General features: G+C 37.4%; 16 protein-coding genes. 9 read left to right on the forward strand and 7 right to left on the reverse strand.

Features of this window, described 5'->3' with window-relative positions:
• Nucleotides 1-65 precede the first annotated feature (65 nt).
• Complete coding sequence (gene ffh, locus BN1226_RS02890) at nt 66-1,445, forward strand: signal recognition particle protein (protein ID WP_044469896.1); 1,380 nt, start codon at nt 66-68, stop codon at nt 1,443-1,445.
• Between the two features lie 88 nt (nt 1,446-1,533).
• Here the strand turns inward: ffh and BN1226_RS02895 are convergent, their stop codons facing one another.
• The 4 genes from BN1226_RS02895 to dapF form a co-directional block, all read right to left on the reverse strand.
• Complete coding sequence (locus tag BN1226_RS02895) at nt 1,534-2,250, reverse strand: HAD-IA family hydrolase (RefSeq protein WP_044469897.1); 717 nt, start codon at nt 2,248-2,250, stop codon at nt 1,534-1,536.
• A 9-nt stretch (nt 2,251-2,259) separates the two neighbouring features.
• Nucleotides 2,260-3,147 carry a tyrosine recombinase XerC gene (xerC, locus tag BN1226_RS02900; protein ID WP_044469898.1) on the reverse strand — a complete coding sequence of 296 codons (888 nt, stop codon included), beginning with the start codon at nt 3,145-3,147 and terminating at the stop codon, nt 2,260-2,262.
• Nucleotides 3,148-3,162: 15 nt separating this feature from the next.
• Complete coding sequence (locus BN1226_RS02905; protein WP_044469899.1) at nt 3,163-3,858, reverse strand: DUF484 family protein; 696 nt, start codon at nt 3,856-3,858, stop codon at nt 3,163-3,165.
• A gap of 67 nt (nt 3,859-3,925) precedes the next feature.
• A complete protein-coding gene (dapF, locus tag BN1226_RS02910) occupies nt 3,926-4,750 on the reverse strand; it encodes a diaminopimelate epimerase (RefSeq protein ID WP_044469900.1) in 825 nt (274 codons plus the stop codon).
• Between the two features lie 357 nt (nt 4,751-5,107).
• Here dapF and clpB point away from each other — a divergent pair, with 357 nt between their 5' ends.
• Entirely contained in the window at nt 5,108-7,678 is a 2,571-nt protein-coding gene (gene clpB, locus BN1226_RS02915; protein ID WP_044469901.1) for an ATP-dependent chaperone ClpB, read from the forward strand.
• 156 nt (nt 7,679-7,834) lie between these two features.
• Here the strand turns inward: clpB and cysK are convergent, their stop codons facing one another.
• Nucleotides 7,835-8,785, reverse strand: coding sequence for a cysteine synthase A (gene cysK / locus BN1226_RS02920; RefSeq protein WP_044469902.1), 951 nt, complete (start codon nt 8,783-8,785; stop codon nt 7,835-7,837).
• Nucleotides 8,786-8,967: 182 nt separating this feature from the next.
• The gene (gene cysZ / locus BN1226_RS02925; RefSeq protein ID WP_044469903.1) at nt 8,968-9,816 is read right to left on the reverse strand and encodes a sulfate transporter CysZ; all 849 of its coding nucleotides are present in this window, start codon (nt 9,814-9,816) and stop codon (nt 8,968-8,970) included.
• A gap of 266 nt (nt 9,817-10,082) precedes the next feature.
• On the opposite strand from cysZ, the gene zipA reads away from it, so the two are divergent.
• The 7 genes from zipA (at nt 10,083) to bioD (ending at nt 17,941) form a co-directional block, all read left to right on the forward strand.
• Nucleotides 10,083-11,210 (forward strand): cell division protein ZipA, encoded by a 1,128-nt coding sequence (gene zipA / locus BN1226_RS02930; protein WP_044469904.1) that lies wholly within the window; start codon nt 10,083-10,085, stop codon nt 11,208-11,210.
• Between the two features lie 72 nt (nt 11,211-11,282).
• Entirely contained in the window at nt 11,283-13,301 is a 2,019-nt protein-coding gene (ligA, locus tag BN1226_RS02935) for an NAD-dependent DNA ligase LigA (protein WP_044469905.1), read from the forward strand.
• Between the two features lie 162 nt (nt 13,302-13,463).
• Nucleotides 13,464-14,756 (forward strand): adenosylmethionine--8-amino-7-oxononanoate transaminase, encoded by a 1,293-nt coding sequence (gene bioA / locus BN1226_RS02940; RefSeq protein ID WP_044469906.1) that lies wholly within the window; start codon nt 13,464-13,466, stop codon nt 14,754-14,756.
• Nucleotides 14,756-15,928, forward strand: coding sequence for an 8-amino-7-oxononanoate synthase (gene bioF / locus BN1226_RS02945; protein ID WP_044469907.1), 1,173 nt, complete (start codon nt 14,756-14,758; stop codon nt 15,926-15,928). The genes bioA and bioF overlap by 1 nt, the downstream gene beginning before the upstream one ends.
• Nucleotides 15,925-16,563, forward strand: coding sequence for a DUF452 family protein (locus BN1226_RS02950; protein ID WP_044469908.1), 639 nt, complete (start codon nt 15,925-15,927; stop codon nt 16,561-16,563). The genes bioF and BN1226_RS02950 overlap by 4 nt, the downstream gene beginning before the upstream one ends.
• Complete coding sequence (gene bioC, locus BN1226_RS02955) at nt 16,557-17,297, forward strand: malonyl-ACP O-methyltransferase BioC (protein ID WP_044469909.1); 741 nt, start codon at nt 16,557-16,559, stop codon at nt 17,295-17,297. Before BN1226_RS02950 ends, bioC begins: the two co-directional genes overlap by 7 nt.
• The gene (gene bioD, locus BN1226_RS02960; RefSeq protein WP_044469955.1) at nt 17,297-17,941 is read left to right on the forward strand and encodes a dethiobiotin synthase; all 645 of its coding nucleotides are present in this window, start codon (nt 17,297-17,299) and stop codon (nt 17,939-17,941) included. Before bioC ends, bioD begins: the two co-directional genes overlap by 1 nt.
• Nucleotides 17,942-18,170: 229 nt before the next feature.
• Here bioD and BN1226_RS02965 read toward each other — a convergent pair whose 3' ends face one another.
• The gene (locus BN1226_RS02965) at nt 18,171-18,659 is read right to left on the reverse strand and encodes a single-stranded DNA-binding protein (RefSeq protein ID WP_044469910.1); all 489 of its coding nucleotides are present in this window, start codon (nt 18,657-18,659) and stop codon (nt 18,171-18,173) included.
• Between the last annotated feature and the right edge of the window lie 34 nt (nt 18,660-18,693).

An 18,693-nucleotide genomic window follows, 5' to 3' on the forward strand; every position in this document is an offset into this window, starting at 1 on the left:
GAAATGATGAAAATCTATTAGATTTCAGTATAATTACAAAAATTTTGAAAAAAGTGGGATTAACAATGTTTGAAAATTTATCCGATCGTCTATCGAAAACTCTGCGTAATATCACAGGGAAAGGACGTTTAACAGAAGATAATATTAAAGAGACGTTACGCGAAGTACGTATGGCTTTGTTAGAAGCTGATGTAGCTTTACCTGTAGTACGTGAATTCATTAATAAAGTTAAAGAACGTGCGATTGGTGAAGAGGTAAATAAAAGCTTAACGCCAGGTCAAGAGTTCTTAAAAATTGTTCAATCTGAGCTTGAACTGGCGATGGGAGAATCAAATGAAGAGCTTAATCTCGCTACTCAGCCTCCAGCCGTCATTTTAATGGCTGGTTTACAAGGCGCGGGTAAAACAACATCTGTCGGTAAATTAGCAAAATTCTTAAAAGAACGTCATAAGAAAAAAGTATTAGTGGTTTCAGCTGACGTTTACCGTCCTGCGGCAATTAAACAATTGGAAACCTTAGCAGAAGCTGTTGGTGCAGATTTCTTTCCATCAGATGTGCAACAAAACCCAGTTGCTATAGCTAAAGCCGCATTAGCTGACGCAAAATTAAAATTTTATGATGTGCTAATTGTCGATACTGCAGGGCGTTTACACGTCGATAGCGATATGATGGATGAGATTAAACAGATTCACGCTGTATTAAATCCAATTGAAACACTATTTACTGTTGATGCGATGACTGGTCAAGATGCTGCTAATACGGCAAAGGCTTTTAATGAGGCTTTACCATTAACAGGTGTAATCTTGACTAAAGTTGATGGTGATGCTCGTGGTGGTGCAGCGTTATCTATTCGCCAAATTACCGGTAAACCAATTAAATTTTTAGGTGTTGGTGAAAAAACAGATGCCTTAGAACCTTTCCATCCAGAACGAGTTGCCTCTCGTATTTTAGGTATGGGAGATGTGCTTTCATTAATAGAAGATTTACAGCGGAATGTAGATCATGAGAAAGCTGAAAAAATTGCCAAGAAATTTAAACAAGGTAATAGTTTTACTTTAGAAGATTTTCGTGAGCAATTAATTGAAATGAAAAAAATGGGCGGTATGATGTCCATGCTTGATAAATTGCCTGGTGCGAAAAATTTACCTGATCATGTTAAAAATCAAGTAGATGATAAAATGTTCGTAAAAATGGAGGCAATCATCAACTCAATGACCCTTAAAGAACGTGCAAATCCTGATATTATTAAAGGTTCACGTCGTCGCCGTATTGCATTAGGTTCAGGTACACAAGTTCAAGATGTGAATAAACTTTTGAAACAATTTGATGAAATGCAACGTATGATGAAAAAAATGCGTAATGGTGGTATGGCGAAAATGATGCGTAGCATGAAAGGCATGATGGGTGGTATGGGCAGACTAGGTGGATTGTTCGGAAAACATTAATAAAAGCCACTTATTTTATATAAGTGGACTTGAATAAGCAGAATATGGCTTAATGAATTGGTGTTGGGAACGTTTCATATGAGTTTTATCATTGATGAATTAAGTTTAATAAGTCTGTAATTGCGAAGATTTCCAAAGTCGGGCATAGATTTGCCTCCGCCAATTGATTTAATGATTGATTGGATAAATTAATCCATGCGGCTTGGCAGCCCGCTTGAATAGCACCTTGTACATCGGTAATTAAATTATCGCCGACATGCAGAATTTCATTAGGTTGTACTTTGAAATAATCTGCTGCTTGATGGAATAAATCTTGGTGCGGTTTTGCTCGACCATGCACTCCTCCAGTTAAAACTAAATCAAATTGATTCAATCCTGCACGCTGAGGAGTGACATTGCCATTAGTAATCGCAGCTAATTTATAATAATTTTTTAATTGATTGAGTGCCTCTAGATTGGCTTGAGGCACTTGCATTTTATGACGCCATTCAAAGAAATTTTTCATCGCTATATTAGAAATTTTTTCAATTTCTACCGCACTTTTCTTATGATGAGTAAGTAACTCATTAATTGTTTGAATACGCCACTCTGTGACATTTTCCATTAATAATGGAAAGCGTTTAGCAATCCGTTCTTTCCATTGGTTCCAATAATCACGGTTTAATTCAGCGATACCACTTAATTCATGTAGTACGTCAACACAACGTTGTTCGGCATCTAAGATAACTTGTGAGTTATCATATAACGTATCATCTAGATCAAAGCTTATCACTTTAAAGGGATAAAGAGTGCGGTAGTATTTCATAAAATTTTCCTATTTATGTCGTTTAGCCCGAGGGTGTGCTTGATCGTATACTTCGGCTAGATGTTGGAAATTTAAGTGTGTATAAATTTGTGTTGTTGCTAAATTACTATGCCCTAAGAGTTCTTGTACTGCCCGTAAGTCTGAACTGGCTTCTAACATATGGGTGGCAAAAGAGTGACGTAATTTATGAGGATTCAAATGGCTATTTAATCCTTGGCGTATTCCCCAAATTTCTAAACGTTTTTGAATTGAACGATGGGACATCCGATTACCTAATTGACTCACAAACAATGCATCATCTTTTGGATTAAAAAGTGAACGGACTTTGAGCCATTCTTGAATTGCATGAGAAGCATGATGACCAAAGGGTAAAATGCGTTCTTTATTCCCTTTCCCTAAGACTTTTACTTCACGGGCTCGGAAGTTTAAATTAGTAAGATTCAATCCTTGTAGCTCTGATAAGCGTAATCCAGAGCTATACATGAGTTCCATAATCGCATGATCACGTATATCAATTGGTTCTTTACTATTTGAGCTCAACAGTTTATTCAGTTGCTCTGCATCGATATTTTTCGGTAAATGTTTAGCTTGTTTAGGTGCTGAAATACCAATTGCAGGATTGACTTTAAGTTCACCTTGGGTGACTAGAAAACTTAAAAATTGACGTAATGCAGACAGACGTAAGGCAAGACTTTTTTCATGTAAACCCGATTTTTTACTTTCTGCCAAAATGAAACGGACAACACTTGGCGAAACTTGTTGCCAACTGCGAATATCATTTGCTTGCATAAGTTCCAACACTGCATCCATTTGACGCTGGTAGTTTGTTAACGTATAAGGGCTTACTTGGCGTTCAATACGTAAATAATTCCAGTATTTTTGTAACCATTCCGTCATAGTATTATCTTTCAATTATTTTTGATAGTTTAATAACCAACGATGTAAATGTAATTCAACAATATCAATAATATGTCGAATAAAGGTGGTGTCTTGTCCATTATAAAAACGATCAGTTTCTCTTGCACTAAATATGAGTAAAGCATTGGACTGATGTTGATTAGCTCGCATTCCTAATAAACAACAAGCAAGAGATCCTACAGGTAATTCCTGAGGAAAGAACAGTAAGGATTTTTCCTTATTAGTTAATTCGCCTAGATAGATTTTACGTAAGCCTAAACGCTCTAAACGAATCAATTCAAAACCTTTACGATCTAGCCAGTATTGTGCCGGTACATCTAAACTTCTTTCCCAGCTATCTGTAAAAAGTAAAATCTTTACCTGTTGTAATTCAAACTCTTTTGCCCAATGATCTAAAACTTCAACACCTTCCATAAAATGTTGAGTGTTAGCCAGCCGCTTTTGTAATGGTAGCAGTGCTAAGAATATATCTTGATCTTGAATGGCTAACCGATAAAACCGCTCTAAATGTGATTCTAATTCTTTAATTCGTTCACGTTGTCGTTCTAATTGCATTTCTACAAGAGATAAATTGCCTTTTTGAACATGAGGAATGACTAATTGTTCAAGCAGATCTAAATGGGTTTCGAAAAAGTGCGGGTGCTTTTTCAAAAAATTAATGACAGTCTCTTCAGTTTGTTCATGATACATAATTATTATCTCAATGATTTTGCAACGCTAGAGAGAATAAAAGGCGTGATAAGACGCCTTAATCAAATTAAAGTTTAATGAAACCATCATACACATGAGTTGCTTCACCTGTCATATAGAGTGGATGCCCCTCACCTTCCCATTCGATCAGTAAGCTACCGCCCATTAAATCTACTTGAACTTTCTTGTCTAATAAACCTTGCATGATGCCGATTGCTACTGCTGCACAAGCACCGCTACCACAAGCTTGAGTTTCACCAGCACCACGTTCATACACACGTAATTTGATATGACCAGGATTCATAATTTGCATAAATCCTGCATTCACACGTTCTGGGAAACGTTCATGGCTTTCAAGTAGTGGACCTAATTCCACCACATTGGCAGTATCAATATCCTCTACAACTAAAGTACAGTGAGGATTACCCATGGATACGGCGCCACAAAGCACAGTTTGAATATCAGTACGTAAAATATAGTTTTTCTCAAATTTGTTTGCTGTAAATGGAATTTTTGCAGGCTCCCAAATTGGTTCACCCATATTCACACGAACCATTCCATCTTCTTTGACGGTTAACACCATACGTCCATTTGATGTACTTACGGCAATATCTTTTTTATCTGTTAAGCCTTTTATAGTGACAAAACGAGCAAAGCAACGAGCACCATTACCACATTGAGCGACTTCGCTACCATCGGCATTAAAAATACGATAGTGAAAATCTAAATCAGGATCATACGGTGGCTCAACGATTAACATTTGATCAAAACCAATACCACGATGACGATCTGCTAATTTACGAATTAGCTCTTCAGGAAAATAAACATTTTGTGTCACCGCATCTACAACGACAAAGTCGTTACCTAAACCGTGCATTTTTGAAAATTGCATGCCAATACCTATAAATTATTTTTATTGAAGGCATTATAGAGGGCAATAAGAGGAGAGTAAATGAGATTATACCGATGAATAGTATTGTTTAATTTCTTCTAACTCTATGGCTAATGGGAGATTCCTCGCTAGCCATTAAGTCTATAAAAGTGCGGGTAGATTTTTGAAAATTTGAACAGCGAGAGAAATTTTATTGAGTTCAGAAATTTTGCATAAATTTATTTATGCAAGCAAACCCAGTGATAGATTGTTTATTTAACATAAAATATTTTATTTTTAACCTTGAAAGCGCAGAAATCGATCTTATTTACTATTTTGTGAACAAAAAACGTTCTAAAGATTATAAGGAAGGCAAATATGAATATTGAAAAATTTACCACAAAATTTCAACAGGCTTTAGCCGAAGCGCAATCATTAGCCTTGGGTAAAGATAACCAATATATTGAACCAGTTCATGTATTAAGTGCATTGCTTAATCAACAGGATGGTTCAGTGGCTCCGATTTTAACCACTACAGGTGTGGATTTACGTGCGTTAAAATCAGAATTAGCCAGCGAAATGAATAAATTACCGCAAGTATCAGGCAATGGCGGGGATGTACAAATCTCCCGTCAATTACTTAACTTATTGAATTTATGTGACAAAATAGCCCAACAAAAACAAGATAAATTTATTTCATCAGAATTATTTTTACTTGCTGCATTAGACGAAAAAGGTGGCATAGGCGATGTGTTGCGTAAGTGCGGTGCGAAAAAAGAAAATTTACAACAAGCGATTCAACAGATTCGTGGAGGAGAAAGCGTGAAGGATCAAAACGCAGAAGAAAGCCGTCAGGCACTAGAAAAATATACAATAGATTTAACTGCTCGTGCAGAAAGTGGCAAACTTGACCCTGTAATTGGACGTGATGAAGAAATTCGCCGTGCAATTCAAGTGCTACAACGCCGTACCAAAAATAATCCAGTGCTAATTGGTGAGCCAGGTGTGGGTAAAACGGCGATTGTGGAAGGTTTAGCCCAACGTATTGTTAATGGTGAAGTGCCAGAAGGGCTAAAAGGTAAACGTGTACTTTCATTAGATATGGGGGCTTTGATTGCTGGTGCCAAATATCGTGGTGAATTTGAAGAACGCTTAAAAGCGGTTTTAAAAGAGCTTGCTCAAGAAGAAGGCAAAGTTATTCTCTTTATTGATGAAATTCACACTATGGTGGGGGCAGGTAAAACTGATGGAGCAATGGATGCGGGGAATTTATTAAAACCAAGTCTTGCTCGAGGTGAATTACATTGTGTTGGTGCAACAACTTTAGATGAATATCGTCAATATATTGAAAAAGATGCGGCTCTTGAACGTCGTTTCCAAAAGGTATTTGTAGATGAACCAACGGTGGAAGATACCATTGCAATTTTGCGTGGTTTAAAAGAGCGTTATGAATTACATCATCATGTGCAGATCACTGATCCTGCGATTGTTGCCGCTGCCACTTTATCTCATCGTTATATTTCTGATCGTCAATTGCCAGATAAAGCCATTGACTTAATTGATGAAGCAGCATCTAGCATTCGTATGGAAATTGATTCTAAACCTCAACCTCTAGATCGTTTAGAACGCCGCATTATTCAATTAAAACTAGAACAGCAAGCTTTGAAAAAAGAAGAAGATGAAGCTAGCCGTAAACGGCTCACCATGCTTGAAAAAGAACTTGCAGAAAAAGAACGGGAATATGCAGAACTTGATGAAATTTGGAAAAGTGAAAAAGCCACACTTTCAGGTACACAACATATTAAAGCCGAGCTTGAAAATGCGCGTATGCAAATGGAACAAGCACGTCGGGCGGGTGATTTAAATAAAATGTCTGAATTGCAATATGGTGTGATTCCTACTTTAGAAAAACAACTTTCTGATGCGAATAAGGCGGAAGGTAAGGAAATGACCTTATTGCGTAATCGAGTGACAGACGAAGAAATTGCGGAAGTGCTTTCACGTGCTACAGGCATTCCTGTTTCTCGCATGATGGAAGGTGAAAAAGAAAAATTACTTCGTATGGAAGATGAATTACATAAACGTGTGATTGGTCAAGCTGAAGCAGTTGAAGCTGTTGCTAATGCTATTCGTCGTAGTCGTGCAGGATTATCTGATCCAAATCGTCCGATTGGCTCATTCTTATTCTTGGGGCCAACAGGGGTTGGTAAAACAGAATTATGTAAAACATTAGCAAACTTTATGTTTGATGATGAAGATGCCATGGTACGTATTGATATGTCAGAGTTTATGGAAAAACATAGCGTATCTCGTTTAGTTGGTGCGCCTCCTGGTTACGTAGGTTATGAAGAAGGCGGATATTTAACCGAAGCGGTACGTCGTCGTCCATATTCAGTGATTTTATTAGATGAAGTGGAAAAGGCACATCATGATGTATTTAATATTTTGTTACAAGTATTAGATGATGGTCGTTTAACTGATGGTCAAGGTAGAACAGTGGATTTCCGTAATACAGTAGTGATTATGACCTCAAATCTTGGTTCAGATTTAATTCAAGGTAATCAAGATCTTGGTTATGATGGCATGAAGGAACTTGTTATGTCGGTAGTCGGACAACATTTCCGCCCTGAATTTATCAATCGTATTGATGAGACTGTGGTATTCCACCCATTGGCTAAAGAAAACATCAAATCCATTGCACAAATTCAATTAGCTCGTTTGATTAAACGAATGGCTGAACATGGATATGACATTCACTTTAGTGATGCTACTTTAGATTTTATTAGTGAAGTAGGTTATGACCCTATTTATGGTGCAAGACCGTTGAAACGTGCAATTCAACAAGAAATCGAAAATCCATTGGCACAACAAATTTTGTCAGGCAAATTATTGCCAGCAAGTCCAGTTACCGTGGATTATGTAGATGGAAAGGTTATTGCTAAGCAATAAAGCATAAAATTTTGTCAATTTATACCGCACTTTGGGAAGACTCAAAGTGCGGTTTTTTTGGGGAATTTTTAGAAAATTGAAAACAACAAGCGGTCAATTCGCAAAATTGACCACAAAGGGATTATAGGAAAGAAATTTATAGTTATTAGAAATTGATTAACCCTCGATACCTTCAAACAGTGCGGTACTTAAATAACGCTCTGAAGCAGAAGGAAGAATTACTACAATAAGTTTATCTTGGAATTCTGGTAATTTCGCGATGCGATCTGCTGCAGCAATGGCTGCACCTGATGAGATTCCAGCAAGAATGCCTTCTTCAGCCATTAAACGGCGCGCCGTTGCAATGGCAGTTTCACTGTCCACGGTTTCAACACGGTCGATTAGGCTTAAATCTAAGTTTTTGGGAATAAAGCCTGCACCGATACCTTGGATTTTGTGTGGGCCGGGTTTCGCTTCTTCACCCGCAAGGGTCTGTGTAATCACGGGGCTTTCTGCAGGTTCTACGGCAACAGAAGTGATTGCTTTGCCTTTGTCTAATTTGATAGCACGTGAAATACCTGTAATCGTACCGCCAGTACCAACACCTGCCACAATAACATCTACTTTACCTTCAGTAGCTTCCCAAATTTCAGGGCCTGTCGTTTGTTGGTGAATTGCTGGATTAGCAGGGTTTTCAAATTGTTTTAAGGTCACATAACGATTAGGATCTGATGCTGCAATTTCTTCTGCTTTGGCGATTGCACATTTCATGCCTTTGGCACCTTCTGTTAATACTAGGTTCACACCTAAACCACGCAATAAACGTTTACGTTCTAAGCTCATAGTTTCAGGCATGGTTAAGGTGATTTTATAACCCCGTGCAGCCGCTACATAAGCAAGGGCAATACCTGTATTACCACTAGTTGCATCGACAATTTCTTTGCCTTTGGTTAACACTCCGTCTTTTTCAGCTTGCCATACCATGTTGGCACCAATACGACATTTCACACTAAAACTCGGATTCCGACTTTCAATTTTAGCAACGATGTTACCGTTGTTGCCAAAGTGTTTTAAACGAACTAATGGAGTATTACCGATAGAATATGAATTATCTGCAAAAATTGTCATAGTTATATTCTCCTTAAAAACTATCAATTTAGTAGCAATAGTTATATCACTGCAACTTATATAAAAAAAATAGTTATTAGATCTATTTTATAACTAAATTCTATTTAAGAAAAATTGTCTTAGTTTTTAAATAGATGGAAAAAAGGCAGATAACCTATCTGCCTAATAACATGAAGAAATAATTATTTAGATTGGATATCCGTATTAGCTCGAACCACCATATCAGCTCCTTTGCTATTATTTTCTTGTGTTGAAACTGCGGTAGATTTTTCTGAATTTTTATTGAGGTATAATTGTTTACGATAAGTATCTACCCACATAGCTGTTGAGCCACAGACGGCGACGGGAATAATTACAAAGTTAAGTAATGGAATAAACGTACAAAGGGTAACAAATGAACCAAACACTAAACTTTGTGTGCGATTCTCAGCTAATTTAAAACGCATGGTGCCAAATGAAATTTTATGGTTATCAAAGGCATAGTCGCAATATTGGATCGCCATCATCCATGCGGTAAATAAAAAGGTAAGCACTGGAATAATGCTTTGCCCCACCACAGGAACAAAACTTAATAAAAATAAACCAATATATTTAGGTAAGCTATAAATTAATTTTTGCCATTCTCGAGCAAGCATACGGGGGGTATCTTTAATAAATTCTGCGGTAGTCATATTTTCAGGACCTTCGCCTGTTAACATGACTTCAACTTTTTCCGCTAATAGACCATTAAATGGTGCAGCAATAAAGCCTGATAACGCATTAAAAATAAAGTAGAAGACTAACAGAATCATCAGAATGGATAAGGCTAAGAGAATACCGCTTAACCAGCTTAGCCAGTCAGGAATAAAACTCATAATACTTTCAATCATACTTGAAATTTTACTCACGAAAAGCCAGAATAAGCCACTTAAAAGCACGATATTCAGCAAAATAGGCATAATCACGAAACGGCGTAATCCTTGTTGTGTAATTAAATGCCAACCCATTACAAAGTAATGAAATCCTGATTTTATTTGTTTTTCTTCAATCATAGCAAATCCTAAATTTTACTTTCCAAGTCATGTTAAATCACAGTTAGCATACAAAGTGCGGTAGGAAAATACAATATTTTTTGAACATTGCTTAGTCAGTGTGGACTAAGTGTGAGAATAACACTTGAATTAAATGTGAAGTGTCTTGCAATTTATCAAGATAAACATATCACTAAATTAATAAAATATGATAAGCTAATACCATTTTATAGGTCACATTGATTATGTGATGCGGTTGTAAAAACAGGAAAAGGAATCGCTTAGCAATGGATTTAAATACAATTTTAATTATTTTAGGCATTCTAGCGCTAATTGCTTTAGTTGCTCACGGATTATGGTCAAATCGTCGTGAAAAGTCTCAATATTTTCAGAATGCTAATGCCTTCAGCCATTCTGGACAAGCCCTTAATTCAACTCCACATAATGGACCTTATAATAAAGCAACCAGTGTTGCACCGACATTTACACAGCCTAAACAAGCGGTTATTCATCAAGAACCGCCCGTTGTTGCAGAACCTTCTATTGCATCAACACAGCAAACCTTGAATTTTGAAAATTATCATGATGATCATTTGCAATCTGCTCAAGATATGAGACCAGATCCTCAATCCGTCGATCAAATTAAAATTACTTTGCCTAATGTTGATGTTGCCCCTATAGAAACGGCTCCTGTATATGAAATGAGACCTTCTACAGCAAGAGTTCAAGGGACATCTAATGCGCAATATTATCCACAAAATGCTTCTGTTCAACCTCAACCTGTACAAAATTTAGCACAGCAAAGTATTGCCGATATTGAAGCTAATATGGATTTAGATGAAGGTATTAATTCTTCATCAGAGTTATTACGTGTACAATTGCAAGAAGCTTCACAAGCAGGCAATCAAGTCTTTGCACAGTCACCGATTTCAAAAGCACCATTACAACAACCGATTGAAGTACAAGAAGAACCTGTGGTCACTGTTCAGGAACAAGCTACGCTAGCCACAGATGAAAACAGTGAATTTGTGATGTTATATGTGGTTGCTCCAGAAAATCGTGAATTCCACGGTGTGACCTTAGTTCAAGTGTTAGAAGATCTCGGCTTTATTTATGGAGAAGGTAGTATTTATCACCGCCATTTGGATTTAACCGTAGCAAGCCCAGTGTTATTTAGTGCCGCCAATATTACTCAACCCGGTACATTTAATCCTTATGCATTGCAAGAGTTATACACAGTAGGTGTAGCAATCTTTATGCGTTTACCTTCGCCTGGTAATAATCTTACTAATTTAAAAATTATGATGCGAGCCGCTAAAACTTTAGCAGAACAGCTTGGTGGTTTTGTGTTAACGGAACAACAAGAATTATTAACTGAGGCATCGGAACAAGAATATTTTGACCGAGTAAAATAAACTTAAATTTTTTGAAAAATCGACCGCACTTTTGAGCACTTGAAAGTGCGGTTTGTTTTGTTGGAAAATCCCATGACAGATATTAATCAACAAATTAAACAATTAAGAGAACAACTTCGTTATCACGAATATCAATATCACGTATTGGATAATTCGCAGATTCCAGATTCGGAATATGACCGTTTATTTCATCAATTGAAAGCTCTAGAACAGCAATATCCTGAGTTAGTTACTGCGGATTCACCAACTCAACGTGTAGGCGCCAAACCACTTTCAGCGTTCGCTCAAATTACGCATGAACTGCCGATGTTATCCTTGGATAACGCTTTTTCTGATGAAGAATTTTATGCCTTTGTGAAGCGTATTCAGGATCGTTTAGTTGCTTTACCTGATCCTTTAACCTTTTGTTGTGAGCCTAAATTAGATGGTTTAGCCGTAAGTATTTTGTATGTGAATGGCGTGCTTACTCAAGCTGCGACAAGAGGTGATGGTACTACTGGCGAAGATATTACCTTAAACATTCGTACTATTCGCAATATTCCATTGCAGTTATTGACTGATCATCCACCAGAACGTTTAGAAGTGCGAGGTGAAGTCTTTATGCCTCAAGATGGTTTTAATCGTTTGAATGAACGAGCTTTGGAACATGGTGAGAAAACTTTTGCAAATCCTCGTAATGCTGCCGCAGGCTCATTGCGTCAACTTGATCCGAAAATTACTAGCCAACGTCCATTAGTCCTTAATGCCTATAGTATTGGCATTGCTGAGGGAGTGGAATTGCCACCGACCCAATATGAACGCTTACAATGGTTAAAATCTATTGGTATTCCCGTGAATCCAGAAATTCGCCTTTGTCATGGTGTGGATGAAGTATTAGGTTTCTATCGTCACATTCAAGAAGTGCGTCCAACTCTTGGTTATGATATTGATGGAACTGTATTAAAAATTAATGATATTGCGCTTCAACAACAACTTGGTTTTATTTCAAAAGCACCACGTTGGGCAATCGCTTATAAATTCCCTGCACAGGAAGAAATGACTGTACTGAAGGATGTAGAATTCCAAGTGGGGCGTACTGGTGCGATTACCCCTGTAGCAAAATTGGAACCTGTGTTTGTTGCTGGGGTAACGGTCAGTAATGCCACACTACATAATGGAGATGAAATTGCTCGTTTAGATATTGCTATTGGTGATACGGTAATTATTCGCCGTGCAGGTGATGTTATTCCACAAATTATTGGCGTGGTGCATGACCGACGTCCAATGGATGCACAATCGATCATATTTCCTTCAGAATGCCCTGTATGTGGTTCGCAAATTGTCCGAATTGAAGGCGAAGCTGTAGCTCGCTGTACAGGTGGGTTATTTTGTGATGCACAACGTAAAGAAGCGCTCAAACATTTTGTTTCTCGTCGAGCCATGGATATTGATGGCGTTGGGGCAAAACTCATTGAGCAATTAGTGGATCGTGAATTGATTCATACGCCCGCAGATTTATTTAAACTTGATTTGTTTACCTTGATGCGTTTGGAGCGAATGGGCGCTAAATCCGCAGATAATGCCTTAACAAGTTTAGAACGTGCAAAAAATACAACATTATCTCGTTTTATATTTGCTTTAGGCATTCGTGACGTAGGCGAAGCAACCGCTCGTAGTTTAGCAAACTATTTTAAAACCCTTGAGGCTTTACAAGTAGCAAGTTTAGAACAATTGCAAGAAGTGCCCGATGTCGGTGAGGTGGTTGCAAACCGTATTTATGTATTCTGGCGTGAGCAACATAATCTTGATGTGGTAAATGACTTAATTCAACAAGGTGTACATTGGGAAACTGTGGAAGTCAAAGAGATCGGCGAAAATCCATTTAAAGATAAAACCGTGGTTTTAACAGGTACATTAACCCAAATGGGGCGTAATGAGGCAAAAGAATTGTTACAAAAACTTGGTGCAAAAGTAGCTGGCAGTGTTTCCGCTAAAACACATTTTGTGATTGCGGGAGATAATGCTGGTTCAAAATTGGCTAAAGCCCAAGAGTTTGCTGTACAAGTAATGACTGAAAACGAGTTTTTAGAAATTGTGAATACTTTTCTATAAAGCTTGAAATGAATAAGTGCGGTCAGAATTTTGAAAATTTTATCCGCACTTTTTATATGCAGAATTTGTAATATTAAAATACCAATGAAAAACAACGATAATGAATCAAAATGTGGTTAATGATATGATCAGTAAGCTGATTTTTAACTTTGAGAATGAATTATGTTTAGTGAGGAATTGTTAAAATTAGATCAACAACATATTTGGCATCCTTATTCTTCAACGATAATGCCAACTCCAGTTTATCCTGTGGAACGTGCCGATGGTGTGATGATTACCTTAAAAGATGGGAGGCAGCTAATTGATGGAATGTCCTCTTGGTGGGCGGCATTACACGGCTATAATCACCCTCGTTTAAATGCGGCAGCACATAAACAACTTGAAAAAATGAGCCATATTATGTTTGGTGGCTTTACGCACGATGCGGCTGGTGAACTAACGCAATTATTATTGGGTATTTTACCACAAGGGTTAGATCAAATTTTTTATGCGGATAGTGGCTCTGTTGCTGTAGAAGTTGCGATGAAAATGGCTGTGCAATATCAGCATGCTAAAGGTCATCCAAACAAATATAAATTTGCTACAATTCGTTCAGGTTATCATGGCGATACCTGGCATGCGATGTCCGTATGTGATCCTATCACAGGCATGCATAGCCTGTTTCAGCAAAGTTTACCGATTCAATTTTTCCTGCCTCAACCTAGTGTTACTTTTGATCAACCTTGGAATGCAAAGGCGATTCAACCTTTGGCTGAATTATTAGAACAGCATCATCAAGATATTGCAGCATTAATTTTAGAGCCAGTCGTACAAGGAGCTGGTGGTATGTATTTTTATTCACCAGAATATTTACGCCAAGCGCAGATACTTTGTCAGCAATATGATGTATTGTTAATTTTTGACGAAATTGCTACAGGTTTTGGGCGAACAGGTAAATTATTTGCAGCAGAATTTGCACAAATCACTCCCGATATTATGTGTATTGGTAAGGCATTGACAGGCGGTTATCTCACACTTTCTGCTACTATTACAAGCAAAGCTATTGCAGATATGATTTGTCAAAGCGAGGCAAAATGCTTTATGCATGGACCAACTTTTATGGCGAATCCGCTTGCTTGTGCAATTGCTACAGAATCCATTCGCTTATTATTGGAAAGTGATTGGCAAACGAATATTCAACGCATTGAACAGCAATTACGCCGAGAATTACAGCCAGCATCCCAACTTTCATATGTAAAAGATGTACGTGTTTTAGGGGGAATTGGGGTGATTGAGCTTGATCGCCCAGTAAATTTAAGCACTTTACAACCAAGATTTGTTGAACAAGGCATTTGGCTACGTCCATTTAATCGTTTGGTTTATGTGATGCCTCCATTTATCATTCAACCTGACCAATTACATCAACTAACAACAGGCATGATTAAGGTCATTAAAGCTGAATTTGGAGAACAATAATGTATTCATTTTTTACACAGCGTTTAAGCCAATTACAACAACAAGGACAGTTCCGCTGTTTAACGAGTTTGCAACACTCAGGAAAATGGGTGGAAAAGTGCGGTCAAAAAATGCTAAATTTTTCATCAAATGATTATTTAGGTTTGGCAAGTGACCATTCACTTTATACAGAATTTATGCAGCAACAAGCTGAATTTCCACAACCTCTCACCTCTTCTTCATCACGTTTATTAACAGGTAATTTCCCCATATACCAAGCTTTGGAAGAGCGTATTGCACAGCAATTCGGACGAGAAAGTGCATTATTATTTAATAGTGGTTATCATGCTAATATTGGTATTTTGCCCGCTGTAGCAGATAAAAATACGCTGATTTTGGCAGATAAATTAGTCCATGCCAGCTTGATTGATGGTATTCGCTTATGCGAAGCAAAATTTATTCGCTATCGTCATAATGATATGGAGCATTTAGCTCAATTATTAACGAAAAATGCACCGCACTTTGCGCGTTTAATTGTGGTGACAGAAAGCCTATTTAGTATGGATGGAGATATCGCTGATTTGCCTCAATTAGTGCGTTTCAAACAACAATATTCTCATTTAATGCTCTACGTCGATGAGGCACATGCTATCGGTGCTTATGGCGAAAAAGGGCTAGGTATGGCAGAGGTTTTTCAATGTATTCCTCATATTGATTTTCTTGTTGGAACTCTTGGCAAAGCCATGGCATCAATGGGGGCTTATGTAGTTTGCGACCAGTTGATTAAAGATTATCTTATCAACTTTATGCGTCCTTTAATTTTTTCTACGGCGTTACCGCCAATAAATATCGCTTGGACTCATTTCTTGTTTGGTAAATTGGAGGAATTAAAACCGAAACGCCAGCATTTAGCTAAACTTGCTCAGCATTTACGTGATCAACTCAACCAATTTTCTATCTTGCCTATTCCATCGCAAAGTGGCATTGTGCCTTTTATTATTGGAGATAACCAACGTACTGTTGATGTGGCATTAAACTTACAAAAAAATGGCTTTTATTGTTTGCCTATTCGTCCACCAACAGTACCTAAAGGCACTGCACGTATTCGTCTTTCAGTCACAGCAGATATGACGTTGCAAGAAATTGATGAACTTATTGTAAATTTAAAATCTATGGTAAAAAATCAAAAATGAAAACCACATTTATTAATCAACAAGGTGAACATTTAATCCTGTATTTTGCGGGCTGGGGAGCGCCCACTGAGTTGGTGTCTCATTTAATTTTACCTGAAAATCATGATTTGCTAATCTGTTCTGATTACCGGAATTTAGACTTTAATGTTGATTTAACGCATTATCAAAATATGCATTTAGTGGCTTGGTCAATGGGCGTCTGGGTGGCAGAGCAAGTAATTGATTTTACACTTAAATCGGCTACGGCTATTAATGGCACAAGCCATCCTAGACATAATCAATGGGGCATTCCTGAGGCTATTTTTGATGGTACGTTAGCAAGTTTGGATGCTGATAATTATCAAAAATTTGTGCGACGTATTTGTGGTAATAGGACTAATTTACAACATTATTTAGCACACACTCAACGGGATTTTGTGGAAATTAAACAAGAATTAGAATGTTTAGCCAAATTTCTGCCATCATCCAAATCTTCGCAGTTTAGCTGGACAAGCGCCATTATTGGTGAACAAGATCGTATTTTCCCTGTTGAGAATCAGTTAGATTTTTGGCAACAGAAAAATGTATCTATGCATTTACTAGAAGCACCTCATTACTTATTTGCCCAATATCAAAGTTGGAATGAATTATGCTAGATAAAGCCAAAATTAAGCAATGTTTTAGTCAAGCAATGGCAAATTATGACCAAAACGCTCAGGCTCAACAACAGATTAATGCTCATCTTGTGCAATTGCTAGCCACATCTTCATTTTCAAAGGTGTTAGAAGTGGGCTGTGGTACAGGCGATTTAACAAGACGAATGGCACAACAACACCATATTTCCCATTGGACATTAAATGATCTTTGCGATAGTCGTTCATATTTTGATTTTCTACCGTCAAACCAATGGGAATTTTGTCAAGGCGATATTGAACAACAAGATTTTGAACAGTCTTTTGACTTAATTATTAGTGCATCTGTAGTGCAATGGTTGAAGGATAAAGAAGGTTTTTTACAGCGTTGTCAACAATGGTTGAAGCCAAAAGGATTGTTATTATTTAGTAGTTTTTTATCGGATAATTTACCCGAAATTCAAAAAATTACAGGTGTACATTTAAACTATCCAACGGCTTCTCAATGGCAACAATGGTTAGCACCATATTTTGATTGTTTAAAATGGCAACAAGGCTCAATTAAGCTGCATTTCTCTGATCCAATTAACGTATTGCAGCACTTAAAAAATACTGGTGTTACTGCGACCAGTCAAAAGGGATGGACAAAGGGAAAATTACAGCGATTTTGTCAACAATATTCCCATCAATTTCAAGAACCACAAGGCGTCACACTGACTTATTCGCCTTTTTATGCTTTGGTAAGGAAAATAACATGATAGCTCAAATTTATTTTGTATCAGGAATTGATACGGATATTGGTAAAACAGTGGTTACAGGTTGGCTTGCAAAAAGATTTACACAACAAGGCAAAAAAGTGATCACTCAAAAAATGATACAAACAGGCTGTGTTGATTATTCTACTGATATTCAAACTCATCGACAAATTCAAGGTATTGAGATGACGTCATTTGATAAAAATGGCACCACTTGTCCTTATTTATTTGCCTATCCTTGCTCACCTCATCTTGCTGCACAGCTTGAACAAAAGCCAATTGATCCAAATTTTATTCAAAAATCTACCGCACTTTTAGCCGAACACTACGATATCGTCTTACTAGAAGGGGCGGGGGGGTTAGCTGTCCCTTATAATGATACTGAAATTACCTTGGATTATTTAACGCAACAACGCTATCCAGTGATTTTGGTGACATCAGGCAGATTAGGCAGTATTAATCACACAATATTAAGTTTACTTGCTTGCCGACAATTAAAAATTGAAGTCGCAATGGTGGTATTCAATAATTATCCTAACCTAGATGAACTGATTACAGACAATACTAAAGATTACTTACAGCGCTATTTACAGACACATTTTCCAGCAACAGAGTGGTTAGAAGTTGGCGAGATCGAAGTTTGTTAAATCTATTATAAAATTTCCACGGAATTTCATATGTGTTTTAACATTGGCGAATGTTTTTAGCAGAGATTATTTTGCCGTACACTAAACTATCAGTCTATTGAGTTGTTGATTGCTGTTAGATACTGAGTAAAGTGCGGTAAGATTTTTAAAAATTTTATCGCACTTATATCTTTATTAGATAAAATCCCCTAATAATAAGCAGGGGAATCTTGGAAATTAATATGATGAATTAGAATGGAATGTCATCATCGAATGCATCTACAACAGGCTCTGGCGTAGCAGCCGGCTTACTTGCTGGTTGGGCTGCACGAGGTTGTGCTTGATAGCCAGAATTACCAGCATTAAAGTTATTTGCAGTAGGTGCAAAATCACCACCTTGTTGACCACGAGCACCTAACATTTGTAATACATCGCCTTGGATTTCAGTGGTGTAACGATCTTGACCGTTTTGATCTTGCCATTTACGTGTTTTTAATTTTCCTTCAACATAAACAAGCGAGCCTTTACGTAAGTATTCGCCAGCAACTTCAGCTTGACGGCGAAAGAAAACGATACGGTGCCATTCAGTAACTTCACGACGTTCGCCAGTGTTTCTATCGTTCCAGCTTTCACTTGTTGCAACGCTAATATTTGCTACTGCATCACCATTCGGCATGGTACGCATTTCGGGATCATTACCTAAGTGACCCACGATAATTACTTTATTAATTCCAGCCATAATTTCCTCTAATTTATTATTGTTTATATTGTTT

This window comes from Mannheimia massilioguelmaensis (assembly GCF_000940515.1).
GTDB lineage: Bacteria > Pseudomonadota > Gammaproteobacteria > Enterobacterales > Pasteurellaceae > Basfia > Basfia bettyae.

Coding starts and splice junctions, on each gene's coding strand:
- cysZ (WP_044469903.1), bottom strand. CDS start 9,816: ATGATTGAAGAAAAACAAATAAAATCAGGATTTCATTACTTTGTAATG.
- xerC (WP_044469898.1), bottom strand. CDS start 3,147: ATGACGGAATGGTTACAAAAATACTGGAATTATTTACGTATTGAACGC.
- dapF (WP_044469900.1), bottom strand. CDS start 4,750: ATGCAATTTTCAAAAATGCACGGTTTAGGTAACGACTTTGTCGTTGTA.
- zipA (WP_044469904.1), top strand. CDS start 10,083: ATGGATTTAAATACAATTTTAATTATTTTAGGCATTCTAGCGCTAATT.
- BN1226_RS02905 (WP_044469899.1), bottom strand. CDS start 3,858: ATGTATCATGAACAAACTGAAGAGACTGTCATTAATTTTTTGAAAAAG.
- BN1226_RS02965 (WP_044469910.1), bottom strand. CDS start 18,659: ATGGCTGGAATTAATAAAGTAATTATCGTGGGTCACTTAGGTAATGAT.
- clpB (WP_044469901.1), top strand. CDS start 5,108: ATGAATATTGAAAAATTTACCACAAAATTTCAACAGGCTTTAGCCGAA.
- BN1226_RS02895 (WP_044469897.1), bottom strand. CDS start 2,250: ATGAAATACTACCGCACTCTTTATCCCTTTAAAGTGATAAGCTTTGAT.
- ligA (WP_044469905.1), top strand. CDS start 11,283: ATGACAGATATTAATCAACAAATTAAACAATTAAGAGAACAACTTCGT.
- cysK (WP_044469902.1), bottom strand. CDS start 8,785: ATGACAATTTTTGCAGATAATTCATATTCTATCGGTAATACTCCATTA.
- BN1226_RS02950 (WP_044469908.1), top strand. CDS start 15,925: ATGAAAACCACATTTATTAATCAACAAGGTGAACATTTAATCCTGTAT.
- bioA (WP_044469906.1), top strand. CDS start 13,464: ATGTTTAGTGAGGAATTGTTAAAATTAGATCAACAACATATTTGGCAT.
- bioF (WP_044469907.1), top strand. CDS start 14,756: ATGTATTCATTTTTTACACAGCGTTTAAGCCAATTACAACAACAAGGA.
- bioC (WP_044469909.1), top strand. CDS start 16,557: ATGCTAGATAAAGCCAAAATTAAGCAATGTTTTAGTCAAGCAATGGCA.
- ffh (WP_044469896.1), top strand. CDS start 66: ATGTTTGAAAATTTATCCGATCGTCTATCGAAAACTCTGCGTAATATC.